Source organism: Cellulomonas cellasea, from assembly GCF_006538745.1.
In the GTDB taxonomy this organism is placed as follows: Bacteria; Actinomycetota; Actinomycetes; order Actinomycetales; family Cellulomonadaceae; genus Cellulomonas_A; species Cellulomonas_A cellasea.
In genome coordinates, this window is the sequence record NZ_BJLR01000027.1 from 24565 (window position 1) to 40765 (window position 16201).

At 75.0% G+C, this 16201-nt stretch carries 13 protein-coding genes; 6 read left to right on the plus strand and 7 right to left on the minus strand.

What is annotated here, in order from left to right:
- Window positions 1-98: 98 nt before the first annotated feature.
- Genes CCE01nite_RS14500 through CCE01nite_RS14515 form a run of 4 tightly spaced genes read left to right on the plus strand, consistent with a single transcriptional unit; the run spans window position 99 to window position 3602 of the window.
- Window positions 99-929 (plus strand): amino acid ABC transporter substrate-binding protein, encoded by an 831-nt coding sequence (locus tag CCE01nite_RS14500; protein ID WP_034629607.1) that lies wholly within the window; start codon window positions 99-101, stop codon window positions 927-929.
- A gap of 34 nt (window positions 930-963) precedes the next feature.
- Window positions 964-1629 carry an amino acid ABC transporter permease gene (locus CCE01nite_RS14505; protein WP_034629603.1) on the plus strand — a complete coding sequence of 222 codons (666 nt, stop codon included), beginning with the start codon at window positions 964-966 and terminating at the stop codon, window positions 1627-1629.
- Complete coding sequence (locus CCE01nite_RS14510; protein WP_034629599.1) at window positions 1616-2407, plus strand: amino acid ABC transporter ATP-binding protein; 792 nt, start codon at window positions 1616-1618, stop codon at window positions 2405-2407. Before CCE01nite_RS14505 ends, CCE01nite_RS14510 begins: the two co-directional genes overlap by 14 nt.
- 10 nt (window positions 2408-2417) lie before the next feature.
- Window positions 2418-3602 (plus strand): hypothetical protein, encoded by a 1185-nt coding sequence (locus CCE01nite_RS14515; RefSeq protein ID WP_052104098.1) that lies wholly within the window; start codon window positions 2418-2420, stop codon window positions 3600-3602.
- Window positions 3603-3639: 37 nt separating this feature from the next.
- On the opposite strand, the gene CCE01nite_RS14520 is transcribed toward CCE01nite_RS14515, so the two are convergent.
- Window positions 3640-5784, minus strand: a complete 2145-nt coding sequence (locus CCE01nite_RS14520; RefSeq protein ID WP_052104096.1) for a SpoIIE family protein phosphatase — start codon at window positions 5782-5784, stop codon at window positions 3640-3642.
- A gap of 94 nt (window positions 5785-5878) precedes the next feature.
- Entirely contained in the window at window positions 5879-6367 is a 489-nt protein-coding gene (locus CCE01nite_RS14525; protein WP_034629594.1) for a hypothetical protein, read from the minus strand.
- Window positions 6368-6585: 218 nt separating this feature from the next.
- Between CCE01nite_RS14525 and CCE01nite_RS21390 the strand changes: the two genes are divergently transcribed.
- Complete coding sequence (locus CCE01nite_RS21390; protein ID WP_157464185.1) at window positions 6586-6741, plus strand: hypothetical protein; 156 nt, start codon at window positions 6586-6588, stop codon at window positions 6739-6741.
- A gap of 99 nt (window positions 6742-6840) precedes the next feature.
- Here CCE01nite_RS21390 and CCE01nite_RS14530 read toward each other — a convergent pair whose 3' ends face one another.
- Window positions 6841-7077: a helix-turn-helix domain-containing protein gene (locus CCE01nite_RS14530; RefSeq protein WP_034629589.1), complete on the minus strand. Its 237-nt coding sequence runs from the start codon at window positions 7075-7077 to the stop codon at window positions 6841-6843.
- A 197-nt stretch (window positions 7078-7274) separates the two neighbouring features.
- Window positions 7275-9542, minus strand: a complete 2268-nt coding sequence (locus tag CCE01nite_RS14535) for an esterase-like activity of phytase family protein (RefSeq protein ID WP_034629583.1) — start codon at window positions 9540-9542, stop codon at window positions 7275-7277.
- A 163-nt stretch (window positions 9543-9705) separates the two neighbouring features.
- On the opposite strand from CCE01nite_RS14535, the gene CCE01nite_RS14540 reads away from it, so the two are divergent.
- Entirely contained in the window at window positions 9706-11505 is a 1800-nt protein-coding gene (locus tag CCE01nite_RS14540) for a CYTH and CHAD domain-containing protein (RefSeq protein ID WP_141372620.1), read from the plus strand.
- 18 nt (window positions 11506-11523) lie between these two features.
- Here CCE01nite_RS14540 and CCE01nite_RS14545 read toward each other — a convergent pair whose 3' ends face one another.
- The 3 genes from CCE01nite_RS14545 to CCE01nite_RS14555 form a co-directional block, all read right to left on the minus strand.
- Window positions 11524-14220: a beta-xylosidase/alpha-l-arabinosidase gene (locus tag CCE01nite_RS14545; RefSeq protein WP_141372621.1), complete on the minus strand. Its 2697-nt coding sequence runs from the start codon at window positions 14218-14220 to the stop codon at window positions 11524-11526.
- Window positions 14221-14348: 128 nt separating this feature from the next.
- Entirely contained in the window at window positions 14349-15242 is an 894-nt protein-coding gene (locus CCE01nite_RS14550; RefSeq protein ID WP_141372622.1) for a carbohydrate ABC transporter permease, read from the minus strand.
- Window positions 15239-16201 (minus strand): carbohydrate ABC transporter permease (locus CCE01nite_RS14555; RefSeq protein WP_218026481.1); only part of this gene is annotated, 963 nt, incomplete at its 5' end. The genes CCE01nite_RS14550 and CCE01nite_RS14555, both read right to left, overlap by 4 nt.

Here is a 16201-nt window from a genome sequence, read left to right on the forward strand (position 1 = left end):
CACCCGCGGATATTCCCCGGCGGCGACGTGAGGATCCGCACGCGACCGCCAGCCGATCATCCCCGGCGCCTCCCGCGCGCGTGTGGTCGAATCGGACCATGCCCACGAACGCCCTGATCCGGACCGCCGTTGTCGCCACCGCCGTCGCCCTGTCCCTCGCCGCGTGCTCGTCCGGCGAGCCCGAGGCCGGCTCCGGGACGAGCCCCGCGACCGGTGGCGGGGACGACTCGCTGCAGCAGGTCCTCGACTCGGGGACCCTGACGGTCGGCACCGAGGGCACGTACCGCCCGTTCTCGTTCCACGAGGGAGGGTCGGGCGACCTCACCGGGTTCGACGTCGAGGTCGCGCGCGCCGTCGGCGAGGAGATGGGCGTCGAGGTCGAGTTCGAGGAGACGCAGTGGGACGCGATCTTCGCGGGCCTCGAGGCCGGGCGGTTCGACGTCATCGCGAATCAGGTCTCGATCACCCCGGAGCGCGAGGAGTCCTACACCTTCTCGACGCCGTACACGGTGTCGACCGGGGTGATCGTCGTGCCGGAGGGCGAGACCGGCATCACGTCGTTCGAGGATCTCGCGGGCAAGCGCACCGCGCAGTCGCTCACGAGCAACTGGCACACGCTCGCGGAGGAGTCCGGCGCCACGATCGAGGCCGTCGAGGGCTGGGCGCAGGCCGCTGCGCTCGTCCAGCAGGGCCGGGTCGACGCCACGATCAACGACAAGCTCACGTTCCTCGACGCGCAGCAGGAGGGCGGGGCCGAGGGCCTCGCGATCGCGGTCGAGACCGAGGAGTCCTCGCAAAGCGCGTTCGCACTGCCGAAGGGGGCCGACGCGCTCAAGGAGCGGATCGACGAGGCGCTCGCGACGCTCACGGAGGACGGCACGCTCGCCGAGATCTCCGAGAAGTACTTCGGCGAGGACGTGACGCGCTGACGGCGCGGCCCGGACCCGCCGCGGGGCGCGCGCCGTGAACGAGACGTGGGAGCTGTTCGCGTCGTCGTTCTGGCCGATCGCCTCGGGCGCGATCACGGGCACGATCCCGCTCGCGATCGTGTCGTTCGTGATCGGGCTCGTGCTCGCGCTGGTCCTGGCCCTCATGCGGCTGTCCCGGCACGCCTGGGCCGCCGGGACCGCCCGGGCGTACATCTCGCTCGTGCGCGGGACGCCGCTGCTCGTCCAGCTCTTCCTTGTGTTCTTCGGGCTGCCGTCGGTCGGCGTCGTGATCGACCCCTGGCCCAGCGCGATCGCCGCGTTCTCGATCAACGTGGGCGGCTACGCGGCAGAGGTCATCCGCGCCGCGATCCTCTCGGTGCCCAAGGGCCAGTGGGAGGCGGCGTACATGATCGGGATGTCCCGGCGGCTCGCGCTGCGCCGGATCATCCTGCCGCAGGCGGCGCGCGTGTCCGTGCCGCCGCTCTCCAACACGTTCATCAGCCTCGTCAAGGACACGTCGCTCGCCTCGGTCGTCCTCGTCACCGAGCTGTTCCGCAACGCGCAGGAGATCGCGGCGTTCAGCGGGGAGTTCATGCTCGTGTACCTCGAGGCGGCCCTCGTCTACTGGGTCGTCTGCCTCGTGCTGTCCGCCGGGCAGACGCGGATCGAGACGCGATTGGACCGCTATGTCGCCCACTGACGGCGCCACCTCGTCCGGGGTCGGCGAGCCGCTGCTGACCGTGCGCGGCCTGCGCAAGAGCTTCGGGGACAACACGGTGCTCCGGTCCGTCGACCTCACGGTCGAGCGCGGGCGCGTGCTCGCGCTCATCGGCCCGTCCGGGTCGGGCAAGACGACCGCGCTGCGCTGCCTCAACGGCCTCGAGACCGCCGACGGCGGCACCATCACCGTCGGCGACGACGTCCGCCTCGACTTCGCCAGCGCTCCCTCGCCGCGTGCGCTCGCGACGCTGCGCGACTGCTCGGCGATGGTCTTCCAGCACTACAACCTCTTCCCGCACAAGACGGTCCTCGAGAACGTGCTCGAGGGCCCTGTTGTCGTACAGCGGCGCCCGGTCGCCGACGTGACGCGCGAGGCGCTCGGGCTGCTCGAGCGTGTCGGGCTCTCCGAGAAGCGCGACGCCTACCCGTTCGAGCTGTCCGGCGGGCAGCAGCAGCGCGTCGGCATCGTCCGCGCGCTGGCCCTGCGTCCACGCCTCCTGCTGTTCGACGAGCCGACGTCCGCGCTCGACCCCGAGCTCGTCGGCGACGTGCTCGGACTCATCAAGGAGCTCGCGCTCGAGGGCTGGACCATGGTCATCGTCACGCACGAGCTCCAGTTCGCCCGGGAGGTCGCCCACGAGGTCGCGTTCGTCGACGGCGGCACCATCGTCGAGCACGGCGACCCGGCGCAGGTGCTGCGGGCCCCGCAGCACGAGCGCACGCAGCAGTTCCTGCGCCGGCTGTTGCACCCCTTCTGAGGCGGCGCGCGTGGAGCTCCGGGACGTCGCGCACGAGCTGTACGGGCTCGCCCCCGCCGACTTCACGGCGGCCCGCAACGCGCGCGCCAAGGAGGCCCGCGCCGCGATGGACCGGGCACTCGCGACCCGGCTGGCTGCGCTCCCCCGCCCCAGCGCCGCCGCCTGGGCGGTCAACCTGCTCGTCCGCCGCGAACCGGACCTGGTTGACCAGCTGCTCGCGATGGGCGCCGCGCTGCGGGAGGCCCAGGCGTCGCTGTCCGGGGCCGACCTGCGCGACCTGAACCGCCAGCAGCACCAGCTCCTCGTCGAGGTCCGCCGCCGCGCCGAGGCCGCGGCGCGCGACGCCGGCCACCCGGTGAGCCCGACGATCGCGCAGAACGTGCATGCGACCCTGCACGCGGCGATGGCCGACCCCGACGCGGCCGACGCCGTGCGCTCCGGGCTGCTCGTCGCGGACCTGCAGAGCACGGGCTTCGGCCCGGTGGACGTCGACGGGGCGGTGGCGCCGGTCGACGCGCCGGCGGACGGGGAGGACTCAGAGCCGGCCCCGCGGACCCGCCGCCGGGCCGACGCCGACGTCGACGAGCTCGAGGCCGCGCGGCAGCGGCGTGCGGCGGCCGGACGGGCGCCCGGGCGGTCGGGCGCGCGTACGCCTGCGGTGTCGACCGACCGGGGTCGGCGCCGTAGAGCGGAGGCCGACGGCGACGACACGCGGGCAGAAGCCGAGGCGTCAGACCCGAAGGAACGCGAACGGGCGGAGCGCGAACGGGCCGAGCAGGAGCGGGCCGAGCAGGAGCGGGCCGCCGCCGAGCAGGCGGAGCGGGAACGGGCGGAACGCGAGAGGGCCGCCGCCGAGCGGGCCGCGGAGCGCGAGCGTGCGGCGGCCGAGCGGCGCCGTCGCGCGGAGGTCGGTCGACGCCTCGCGCGTGCGGAGAAGCAGCTCGCCTCGGCCGAGCGTGCCCTCGCCGCCGCCGACAGCACCGTCGAGGACGCCGAGGGACGGCACGAGGCGACGGTCCGCGAGATCGCCGAGGCGGAGCAGCGGCTCGCCCGCCTGCGCGCGCGGCGCGCCGAGCTCGATGCGGAGGTAGGGACCGCGCGCGAGGCCGCGGACGACGCCGCCGCGGCGCGGGACGACGCGCAGGGTGAGGTCGACCGGCTCCGCGAGGAGCTCGACGACGGGTCCACGCCCTGACGCGCCGAGCCCGTCAGCTCGGGGACGGCGCGAGCCGTCAGCCCGGCTGCGGCGTGATCTCGGGGGTGTCGGGCACGTCGGGCGGCACGACGTTCGGTCCGGCCTCCGCCGGGCGCGGCCGGTCCTGGCGGTGCAGCCGGACCGCGACGAGCGCGACGTCGTCGCCGGGACGCGACGGCAGCATGCGGCGCATGAGCTCGTCGCACAGCTCGTCGAGCCCGAGGCCCAGCGCGGCCACCTCCTCGAGCGTGTCGCGCAGCAGCGCCATGCCCTCCTTGAGCCCGCGGTCGCGCCGCTCGACGAGGCCGTCGGTGTAGAGCAGGACGGTCGCGCCGCGGTCGAGCGTGACCTCGGACTCGGTGCGCCGGGAGTCCGGGAGCACGCCGAGCAGCGGGTCGGGCCCGAGCCCGGAGAGCACGAGGACCGTGCCGTCCGGGTTGACGACCATGGGCGGCGGGTGCCCGGCGTTGGACCAGCGCACGTGCGTGACGCCCCGGGCGCGCTCGTCGTCGGTCTGCTCGATGCGCGCGACCACGGCGGTCGCGAGCGTCCCGACCTGGAGCGTGCGCAGCGCCCGGTCGACCGTCGCCACGAGCTCGCCCGGCGCGGCGCCGGTCGCGACGGCGATCCCGCGCAGGATCGAGCGCACCTGGCCCATCGCTGCAGCGGCGGTGATGTCGTGCCCGACGATGTCGCCGATCACGAGCACCGTCGCGCCGTCCGGCTGCAGGAACGCGTCGTACCAGTCGCCGCCGACCTTCGCGGCCTCGGCGGCCGGCTCGTAGCGCACGACGATCTGCACGTGGTCCGGCTCGGGCGGGGCCGTGAGCAGTGAGCGCTGGAGCTCCTCGGCGACCTGGCGCTGACGGCGGTAGAGGCGCGCGTTGTCGAGCGCGAGCCCGGCCCGGCCCGCGACCTCGACCGCGGTCGCGCGGTCCTCGTCGCCGATCGGACCGCGCTCCGCGCCGTTGAACAGGCTCATCGCCCCGACGGTCCGACCGCGCCCGCGCAGCGGGAGCATCGTCGCGCTCTCGGGCGCGAGGCGCGCGACGAGGTCCGCGGCCTCGCCCGGCGCGAGCACCCCGCGGATGGCCTCCGTCGCACCGTGCGGGACGTCGACGACCTCGCCGGTGCCCAGCGCCCGCAGGAGGAACGCGGAGTCCGCGAGCGCCGCGAGCCGCACCTCGGAGTACCGGGCGGCGAGCGCCCGGGTCGCCGGGTCGGCGTGCCAGGAGCCCACGTCGCGGATCCGGCGGCGCGGACCGCGGGATTCGTCGTCGTCGACGAGGGTCACCACGCACCAGTCAGCGAGCGCGGGCACGACGAGCTGCGCGAGCCGCGCCACGGCCTCCTCCGCGTCGAGGGTCTCGGCGAGGCTCGACGTGACGGCCGCGGTGAGCGCCGCCCGGGCGACCGCGGTCTCGGCGGTCGCCTGCGCGCGCCGGCGCGCGGTGATGTCGAGGAAGTAGACGGCCAGCCCGTCCGGCCCGGGCCAGGCCCGCACCTCGTACCAGGCGTCGAGCGGCGCGGGGTAGTACGCGTCGAACACCACGGCCTCGCCGGTCGCGACGGCCCCGCGGTAGCTCCGCTCGAACTCAGACCCGACGGCCGCGGGGAACAGCTCCCACAGGTCGCCGCCGAGCATCTCGTCACGCGTGCGCCCGAGCAGGCGCTCGGCCTCCGCGTTGACGTACGTGAACCGCCAGTCGAGCCCGACCGAGAAGAACGCTGTGGGGATGGCCTCGAGGATCCGCGCGACGCGCGCCTCGCCGTCGTGGCGCTCGGTCGCGTCGTAGCCCGCCCCGAGGACGCGGGCGGCGGTGCCGTCCGGGCCCGCGAGGACCCGCCCGCGCGCGACGACCCAACGCGTCGCACCGTCGTCGAGCACGACCCGGTACTGCATCTCGAAGTCGCTGCACGCGGTGATCGCCTCGGCCAGGAGGGTCTCGACCGTGGCCAGGTCGTGCGGGTGCACGCGAGCCTGGAAGCTCTGGAACGTGTGGTCGAACGTCGTCTCGTCGTGACCGAACAGCTCGAGCATCCGGGCGTCCCACCGGATCCGGCCCGTGCGCAGGTCCCAGTCGTAGGTGCCGATGCCGGCCGCCTCGATCGCGAGCTCACCGAGCAGCAGTGCCGGGTCGGGCCCCGCCTCGTCGTCCGCGCGCGCACCCTGGCTGACCATCCGACCTCCTGCATGTGCGCCGGACGGTGGACCCGCAGCGTGAGCGTCCATCATCCCCGACGATCACGCGTGCACCCGCGCACTGCGACGGACGTCACCCGGACGGAACGTCGGCCCCGGTGCCGGGCGACGGCTGCTGCCGGCCCGTGTCTGCCACGAGCTGGTCGAACGCCTCCCCCGCGAGCGCGTCCGTGCGCTCGACGACGCGCGCGAGCATCCGCCGTCGGGCCAGGCCGCGCCGGGCCGCGACGAGCGTGAGCGCCTGGTCGATGCGGTCGGCTCCCCGGCGCCACGCCGCGACCTGCTCGGCGAGCGCGGCGTCGTCCGGCGCGTGCGCCACGCACTCGTCCGCGAGCCTGCGGACCGTCGCGAGCGTCGCCCGCACGCGCGCCTCGGGCGAGCGCTGCTGCTGGGCGGCGGCCAGGCGTGCACGGCCCGCCTCGAGCGTGCGTTGCGCGGCTGCGGGCAGCTCGGGGTGCTGGCGGAGGAAGTCGTCGACGAGGCGCCACGTCTGCACGACGCGCGGCCACTGCTCCGTGACCGTGCGCCACGCCGAGCCCGCGAGCTCCGTCCGTCCTGCCATCACGCCTCTCCGTCCCTGGTCCGAGACCCGGGGCGGCCGGGGGCCGACCGGGTCGGTCCCAGAGTGCGCGAATCGGGCGCCGCGTGCACGCGCAGGCGCCGCGGGACCGCGCGCGCGACGCGCCGACGGTCGGTGTGCACGGGTCGGGCCGCGGTGGCCGTACGCTTTGTCGCAAGTGCCCGGTCGACGAGGACGGGGCCGCTCGGAGGGGGACCCTCATGCACGACACGCATCCCTACACGATGTTCTCCGGCGCCGGCGAGGACCCGGCCGCGGGTGGTCGCCGGCTCGTCGTCTCCGTCGTGCTCGTGGCGGCCGTGTTCGTGGCCGGTCCCGCCGCGGTCGACGTCGTCACGGGCCTCGCCGGCCTGTAGCCGGTCGGCCCGGGTCCGAGCGCCGTCCGAGGCGCCGGGACCCTCGCCCCTCCGGTGCGGCGCACGTCGTCGAGGACGCGCGCCACCCGGTCCTGCCGGTCAGCTGAGGCCGGCCGCCCGCGCCCACGCGACGGCCTCGGCCCGCGTCGAGACGCCGATCTTGCGGTAGGCGCTGCGCACCTGGGACTTCACGGTGTTGCGCGAGACCCACAGGCGCGCCGCGATCTCCTCGAGCGTGACGTCCTCCGAGAGCTCGGCCAGGACGACGCGCTCGCGCCGGGTCAGCGGCTCGGCGAGGGGGGTGATCAGGGTGCGCGTGGCCTCGATCGTGCTCATGGTGTTCCTCCGGGGGCGGCACGACCCGGTCCGTCGGGTCGTGCTCGAGCGTCTGTCACCCGTTGAGAGGCACCACCGCCACCGCTATGACGCGGTTTCGTGAACTTCTTCTCACCTGTTCGTGGGCGAGTCGCCCCACCCACCCTGAGGCGGCCGGCGGCGTGAGCCGCCGGCCGCCCCTGGCCGTGCCCGTGCGGTCAGCCGACCGCCGCGACCGCGAGGTCCGGGTGGTCGCTGAACAGCCCGTCCATGCCCGCGTCGACGAACGCCCGGATCTCGCTCGCGAGGTCGCCGTAGGCGGCGGGGTCGGCGCTGCTGCGCAGGTCGGCCGGCAGGAACTGGTTCTCCGCCCGGAACGTCCAGCCGTGCACGACGAGGCCCGCACGGTGCGCGTCGTCGATCACCCGTGTCGGCTGTCCCAGGGTGCCGTCCGTGTCGCGGGGGATCATCACGTCCTTGCACAGGCCGACGCCGTCGGCGTACCGCGCGATCTCACGCAGCCCCGTGCGGGTCACCAGGTCGGCGTACGTGCGCGGGTCGCCCGCCGCCACGAGGTCGTACGGCGCGCCCGAGCAGTTGACGAGCTGCGCGAGGCGCACGCCGGTCATGCGGTCGAGCTCGCGCAGGTTGCCCGTCTCGAAGCTCTGCACGATGACCGGGGCGCGGCGCCCGTCGAGGCGGGCCGCCTTCAGCTCCGCGACGAGCGGCTCCTCGAGCGACAGCCCGATCGAGTCGAAGTACGTCGGGTGCTTGGTCTCCGGGTACACGCCGACCGGCTGCCCGTCGCACGTCGTGGACCGGCGGGCGAGGTCGAGGACCTCGTCGAGCGTCGGGATCTCGTAGAGGCCGTCGAACGCCGTGTTGGCCGGGCGCGTCGCCGGGATGCGCTCCTTGGCGCGCAGCGTCCGCAGCTCGGCGAGCGTGAAGTCCTCGGTGAACCACCCGGTGATCGCCGCGCCGTCGATGGTCTTGGTGACGCGGCGGTCCGCGAACTCCGGGCGGGTCGCGACGTCCGTCGTCCCGCCGATCTCGTTCTCGTGCCGGGCGACGAGCACGCCGTCCTTCGTCGAGACCAGGTCGGGCTCGATGTAGTCCGCGCACTGCAGGATCGCGGTCTCGTAGGCGGCGAGCGTGTGCTCGGGCCGGTAGCCCGACGCGCCGCGGTGCCCGACGACGGTGATCTCACCGGGCTGCTCGGGGCGGGCTCGGCGCAGCTCGACGAGCGCGACCTCGGTGTCGTCGGGCGTCCCCGGCACGCGCGCGGCGTTGCCCGGGTAGTTGTTGTCGTTGGCGATCAGGAGCCGCCCGTCCGCGAGGCGCACGACCGTCTCGAACGACTGCACCGGGAACGCGAACGGGTCGCCCGTGCCGTAGCCGTCGCCGGCGCCGATGCCGTCGGGGTTGGCGATCTTCAGCGCGTCGAGCACGAGGGTCTTCTCGAGGTAGCCGTCGCGCTCGCGGTGCCGCAGGTCGATGCCGTACACGCGCTTGGTGACCGACGCCGGGCCGTCGAAGTTGTCCCGCTCGACGACGAGCAGCTCGTGGCGGCTCGTCATGAACGCGTCGCCCACGACGTTCGCGGCGCGGTCGGTCTGGTACGCCCACGTGCGGCCGGTGTACTCCCCCGTCCGGGTGTCGAGCTGGTAGACCGTGCGGCGGCGCTGGTCGGGGTCGTCGACGAACGCGCCCTCGGTGATCGGGTAGAGGTACTTGCCGTCCGGGGAGCCCGCGAGCGCCTCGAAGCCGTTGCTGGCCCGCAGCCGCGCGGTCTCGCCGGGCGCGAGGTAGGGGTTCTGCGGCGACTTCGCGTCCGGGAGCGGGACGGGCGGCGCGAGCAGGGCGCCGCCCGAGTCCACGTGCAGGACGAACGGGCCGAACTCCTCGCCGATCCAGAACGTCCCGTCGGGCGCGCGCACGATCGACTCGACGTCGAAGTCGGCGCCCGTGAGCAGCCGGTCCGGCGTCGCGTCGTTGACGATCGGGAAGTCGACGTGGCGGTGCGGGTCGCTCAGCGACAGGTGCTCGCCGAGCTCGAGGGCGCCGGGGCCGCCGTCCGCGGTCTGCCACTGCGGGGTGACCCGGTACACGCGCAGGAGGAAGTCCGCGGAGTTCGCCTTGGTGCCGAAGCCGTTGTCGGGCAGCGCCCAGAAGGTGCCGTCGCCCGCGTCGACCATGCCGGAGAAGCCGGGCACGACCTGCCCGGGGAACGGGCCCTGCCGGCCGTTGGCGGGCGTCGCGAGCGCACCCGAGGGCGGGCCGTCCGCGAGGACGTCGGCCGAGAGGGTCGCGCGCGCGACGAGCGTGGGCGTCGTGGTCGACCGGCGGTCACCGCGCTCGGTGCTCGCCGCTGCCGACCGCTCGTCGAACGTCTCGGGCGTGGCTGCCGCCGTGGGGGCGAGCAGGGTCGCCGCCAGGGTGAGGGTCAGGGGCACCGCGAGGAGAGGGAGGGCTGCTCTGCGTCTCATGCTCCCGATGGAACTGCCGATCGCCGACGCGTGCCACAACGCACGGCATGGTCGCGGTGACGATCGGGTGAACCGGCACCTTCGGGCAGCCTCGACCCCGGGTCCGGGCCGCCCCCGGGGCCTCCGGGACGCGCGCGTCCCGGGACGGGGGTAGAACGGGCTGATGGCCGAGGTGCACCGCGAGCTCGAGACCACCTACGCCGTGGACGGCGACGCGGTGCTCCCGGACCTCGTGGGGGCGCTGCCGCGCGGGCACACGGTCACCGTCGCGACGCACCGCCTGCGCGCGACCTACGTGGACACGGCGGACCTGCGGCTCGCGCGCGCGGGGCTCACCCTGCGCCGCCGGACCGGGGGCACGGACGCCGGGTGGCACCTCAAGGTCCCCGAGGCGCCGAACACCCGCTCCGAGCTGCGCCTGCCGCTCGGGCGCGCGGCGGACCGGGTCCCCCGCGAGCTCGAGCGGCTCGTGCGCGGGCGGACCCGCGGCGTGCCGCTCGTCCCGGTCGCGCGCATCACGACCCGGCGCACGGTGCACCGGGTCGCGGACGCGGACGGCACGGTGCTCGTCGAGGTCGCCGACGACCGCGTCGAGGGCGCACGCCTCGCGGGCGACGCGAGCGACGCCGGGGTCCGGCCCGACGCGACGACGCAGTGGCGCGAGGTCGAGGTCGAGGTCGTGGACGGCGGTCCGGCGGACCTCGCCGCGGTCGACACGCTGCTCACCGCAGCTGGGCTCCGCGCCGTCCCGGACGCCTCGAAGCTCCGGCGCGTCCTCGACGTCGCGGTCGACGACGCCGGGCCGACGCCGCCGCGCACGTTCCGCCGCTCGGCCACGAGCGGCGAGGTCGTGCTCGCCCACGTCCGCGCGCAGGTCGAGACGATGGCGGCGCAGGACCTCCCGGTGCGCCTCGGGTCGCCGGGCAGCGTCCACGCGATGCGGGTCGCCACGCGCCGCCTGCGCAGCGCGCTCACGAGCTTCGGGCCGCTCTTCCTCGACGACGCCGTGGCACCGCTGCGGGCGGACCTGCGCGAGCTCGCCCGCGCGCTGGGGGCGGCGCGCGACGCGGAGGTGCTGGCCGAGCGGATCACGGCCGATCTCGCCGACGACCGTCGCGGGTGGGCGGCGGGGGCACCGACGGCCACGGACAGCGGCGACGCCGGCGCCGACGGGGGCACCGGAGCCGGCGCGGCCGCGGACCGCGGCTCCAGCACCGGCGTGGAGCCGCTCGGCGACGCCCCCGGGGACGGTGCGCGTGGTCCCGACGCCGGCCCCGTGGAGGCGCAGCGCTGGGTGACCGCCGCGCTCGACGCGGAATGGCGCGACGCGCGTGCCCGTGCGCTCGCCGAGCTCGACGGCGACCGGTACGCCGCCCTGCTCGTCGCCCTCGACGCGTTCCTCGCGGCGCCGCCGCTGCGCCACCGTGGGTCGCGGCGCGCCCGGACGGTGCTCCCCCGGCTCGTGGAGCGCACGTGGCAGAAGGCCGAGGCCGCCGTCCGGCGCGCCGAGGCGGTCGGCGCCCGGGACGCCGCCGGGACCGGGGACGCAGGCAGGCCCGCGGACGCAGCCGGGCGCGCGGACGCAGCCGGGCGCGGGGAGGCGGCCGGGCGCGAGGCGGCCGCATCCGGGGACGCGCGCGACGTGCTGCTGCACGAGGCGCGCAAGGCGGCCAAGCGCTCGCGCTACGCCGCCGAGGCGGTCGACGGCGCGCTCGGCGGCGGCGCGCACGCGTACGCCGCGGCGATGGAGGCGCTCCAGGAGAGCCTCGGGGCGCACCACGACACGGTCGAGTCCCGTCGCCGCCTGCACGAGCTCGCCGCCCTCGCCCCCAGCACCGGCACCGCCTTCGCGCTCGGGCGCCTGCACGCGCACGAGGAGGTGCGCGCGGCCGAGGCCCTGAGCGCGTTCCGGTCCGCGTGGCAGCGGGCCCGCAAGCCGGCGCTGCGCCGCTGGCTGCGCTGAGCCCGCGCCGCGCCGCGGTCAGTCGAGCCCTGCGCCGTCCTCGCCCGCCGCCGCGCCCTCGTCCGCCGCCGCGAGCTGCGCGTCGAGGTCGAACACGCACTCGAGCACGACGAAGCCCTCGTCGGGCGGCCCGTCCGACCCGAACAGCTCCGCCATCTGCGCCTGCCAGCGCGCGTTGACCTCGCGCGCCGCCATCGCCTCCCGGGCGGCGTCGAAGTCGTCCACGTCGACGACCCCGACGAGCAGCCCGTCCGGGGCGAGGTGCAGCGTGTAGTCGCGCCACCCGGTCTCGCGCAGCGCCGCCAGCATCTCCGGCCACACCGCGGCGTGCCGCTCGCGGTAGGCGTCGACCCGGTCGGGGCGGATCCGGGACAGGAAGCAGACGCGGGCCATGGGACCTCCGGGGCGACGGGTGGGCGGGGCGCGTGGGCGTGCGGGTGCGGGGCGACCCGCACGCCGAGGATGCCTCCCCCGGCACCGTGCCGTCACGCACGAGCGGCCCACCCACACGTCCACGGCCCCGGGCTCGACGACGCGGCGCAGGCTGCGGTCGCTGAACGCGAGCCGGGTCGCCGGCACGGCCAGGTGCACCGTGGCCTGCTCGCCCGGCGCGAGCTCGACACGCGCGTACGCGAGGAGCTGGGCGACGGGCCGCGTGACCGAGCCGACGACGTCATGCCCGTACAGCTGGACGACCTCGGCGCCCGCGCGGTCGCCGTCGTTGCGCACGTCGACCGCGACGTGGATCGTGCCGTCCGTGGGGACCTCGGACTCGCGCAGCACGAGACCCGGGTAGGAGAACGTCGTGTAGCCGAGCCCGTGGCCGAACGGCAGCACCGGCGCCGTCGCGACGCTGCTGACCGACGACGCACCCCCGAGCGGCGGGTGCAGGTAAGAGTACGGCTGCGTGCCCGCGGAGTTCGGCAGGCTCACGGGCAGCCGGCCCGAGGGGTTGACCCGCCCCGAGAGCACCCCCGCGATCGCGGACGCGCCCTCCTCGCCCGGGAAGAACGCCTGCACGACGGCGGCGCAGCCCTCGACGGCCCACCCGATCGCGTACGGGCGCCCGGTGAGCAGCACGAGCACGACCGGCGTCCCCGTCGCGACGACGGCCTCGACGAGCTCGCGCTGGACGCCGGGCAGCTCGAGGCTGTCGCGGTCGCAGCCCTCGCCGACCGTCCCCCGTCCGAACAGGCCCGCCTGGTCACCGACGACCACGACCGCGACGTCGGCCCCACGGGCGGCGTCGACCGCGGCCGCGATGCCGTCGCGCACGTCGTCGTCGACCTCGCAGCCGCGCGCGTACGTGACCTCGGCGCCGGCCAGCTCGCCGCGCAGCGCGCCGAGCACCGTCGCGACGTCGATGCCGAGCTCGGTCCCCGGGTGCTGCGGCAGCACGTGGTTGACGAACGAGTAGCACCCGAACAGCGCCTCCGGGCGGTCCGCGTTGGGCCCGACGACCGCCACGCGGGCCGGCTCGCGCAGCGGCAGGACGCCGTCGTTGGTGAGCAGCACGACCGACTCCTCGGCGAGCCGCGCGGCGAGCGCCCGGTGCTCGGCCGGGTCGAGGTCGATCCGGGTCCGCGGGGGCTCCGCGCCGAAGTCGGCGTCGAGCAGCCCTAGGTCCTCCTTCTGCGTGAGCACCCGCAGCACCGCGAGGTCCACGAGGCCCGACGACACCTCGCCGCACTCGACCGCCGCGGCGAGGGGCTCGAGGAACGCGTTGCCCGTCGGGAGCTCGATGTCGACGCCGGCCTCGAGCGCCTGGCGCGCGGCGTCGGCGAGGTCGGACGCGACGGCGTGCAGGGTGTGCAGGAACGCGACCCCGAAGTAGTCGGCGACGACCGTGCCGTCGAAGCCCCACTGCTCGCGCAGCAGCGCCGTCAGCAGCGTGCGGTCGGCCGCCGCGGGCACGCCGTCGACCTCCGCGTACGAGTGCATGACCGAGCGGGCGCCGCCGTCGAGCACGGCCATCTCGAACGGCGGGAGCAGCAGGTCCGCGAGCTCGCGCGGCCCGGCGTGGACCGGCGCGAGGTTGCGCCCGGCGCGCGAGGACGAGTACCCGACGAAGTGCTTGAGCGTCGCGATGATGCCGGCGCTCTGCAGCCCGCGCACGTACGCCGTGCCGATCGTGCCGACGACGTACGGGTCCTCGCTGATGCACTCGTCGACCCGGCCCCAGCGCGGGTCCTGGATGACGTCGAGCACCGGCGCGAGCCCCTGGTGCACCCCGAGGTCCGCCATGCTCGTGCCGATCGCGGCGCCCATGCGCTCGACGAGCTCGGCGTCGAAGCTGGCGCCCCATGCGAGCGGCGTCGGGAAGGTCGTGGCGCGCCACGCAGCGAGCCCCGTGAGGCACTCCTCGTGCGCGATCGCCGGGATGCCGAGACGGGTGTTCGCGACGAGCCAGCGCTGGGCGTCGCGCAGCGCGCGCCTGCCGGCCTCCGGCTCGACCGGACGGGTGCCGAACATCCGGGTCAGGTGGCCGAGCCCCTCGCCGGCGAACTCCTCGAACGGCGGCGCCTGCTCCCCGATCATCGCGTCCTGGAGCGGAGCGACGACCTCGCCGTCCGCGCCGGCGCCGACCCACAGCCCGACGAGCTGGGCGAGCTTCTCGCGCAGCGTCATCTGCTGCAGGAGGGCGACGACCCGGTCGCTCCAGGGGCCGTCGGTGGTGCGGTCCGGGCGCACGACGCCCAGGTCGGTGTCTGTCACGGTTCGTGTCCTCACTGGAGGAGCGCCCGGCGGCGGACGCACGCCGGGCGGCGGTCCCCCGGCCGGGCGCCCGTCCGTGACGGGCGCGCGGCCGGGGTCCGTGGTGGTCCGGTCCGGGCGGGCGGGCGTCAGCCCTTGACCGCGCCCTGCAGGCCGTTGACGATGCGCTTCTCCATCGCGAGGAAGAACACCAGCGCGGGGATCATCGCGAGCGACGTGAACGCCAGCACGCCCGCGGTGTCCTGCGCGTGCTCGCTCGAGAAGCTCGCGACCCCGAGCGGCAGCGTCTGCGTCGTCGGGTCGCTCAGGATGAGCAGCGGAAGCAGGTACGCGTTCCAGGACGCGACGAACGCGAGCACCCCGACGGTCACGAGCCCGGGGCCCGAGAGCGGCAGGAGGATCCGCCAGAAGAACCCGACGCGCGACGTGCCGTCGATCATGGCCGCCTCCTCGAGCTCCTTGGGCAGCGCCATGAGGAACGGGCGCAGGATCACGATCGTCATCGGCAGCGCGAAGGCCGCCTGCGGGAGCGCGACGCCCCAGAACGTGTTGTTCAGGTTGAGGTCACGGATCATCAGGAACAGCGGGATGATCGCGACCGTCAGCGGGAACAGCAGGCCCATCGTGAAGACGGTCGTGAGCATCGCCCGGCCCCGGAACTGGTACCGCGCGAGCGGGTACGCCGCCATGACGCCGAACACCGCGACGATCACGGTCGTGATGAGCGAGATCACCGTCGAGTTGAACGCGTACCGCCAGAAGCTCGCGGACGTCAGCACGTTGACGTAGTTGCTGACGACCCACGGGTCCGGCAGGCCGACGGGCTCGGCGGCGAGCTGCGCGTTCGAGCGGAAGCCGCCGAGGATCGCGTACAGCACCGGTCCGAGCGTCGCCGCGACGACGACGAGCGCCGCCGCGTAGACGAGCGGGTTGCCGCCGGTGGCGGACGAGCCGCGCCGGCGACGCGGGGTCTCCAGCACAGCCGGCCGGCCCGGGGCGGGGGTCACGGCAGGGGCGCTCATCGCTGGACCTTCCTCGGCTTGGGGGCGTCCTGGTTGTCACGGCGCAGGACGAAGTACTGGTACAGGGCCGCGAGCACGAGCGAGATGCCGAACAGCAGCACCGCGACGGCCGACGCGTAGCCGTAGAGGCTCCGGTTGGTGCCCTGGTTGATCAGGTACGTCGCCATGGTCATGGTCGAGTTCGCCGGGCCGCCCTTGGTGAGGATCCACACCATGTCGAAGAGCTGCAGCGAGCCGATCATCGACAGGAAGCCCCACGTCCGGATCGTCGGGCCGAGCAGCGGGATCGTGATCCGGCGCTGCACCTGCCACCACGACGCCCCGTCGAGCTGCGCGGCCTCGTAGAGGTCCGTCGGCACGCCCTGGAGCCCGGCCAGGAACAGGATGATCGCGAGGCCCAGGTACTTCCAGGTCAGCACGACCATCACGGTGTAGAGCGCGATCTTCGGGTCGCCGAGCCACAGCTCCTTGGCACCGGAGAGCCCGAGCCCGTCGAACACGGCGTCCACGAGCCCGCCGGGCTGCAGCAGCATGAGCCACACGACACCGGCGACGACCTCGGCGAGGACGTACGGGACGAAGATGATGACGCGCATCGCCGCGCGGCCCCGGATCTCCCGGTTGAGCAGCAGCGCGATCGCGAGGCCCAGGGGCAGCTGGATCACGATCGACAGCACGATGATGATCAGGTTGTGCGTGACCGCGTCGGTGAAGACCTGGTCGCGCAGCGCGTTCGCGTAGTTCTGGAGCCCGACGAAGTCGTCCATCGGCCCGAGGCCGTTCCACTTGTACGTCGAGTAGCGGACGGCCTGGAGGACCGGCGTCACGACGAACAGGGCGAACAGCGCGAGAGCCGGGGTGACGAAGAAGAGGATCTCCAGGCGCTTGCGCCACTCCACGGAGACCGAGGCACGCGGCCGCCCGCCCGCGGCGCGTGCCGCCGACCGGGGAGCCCGGTC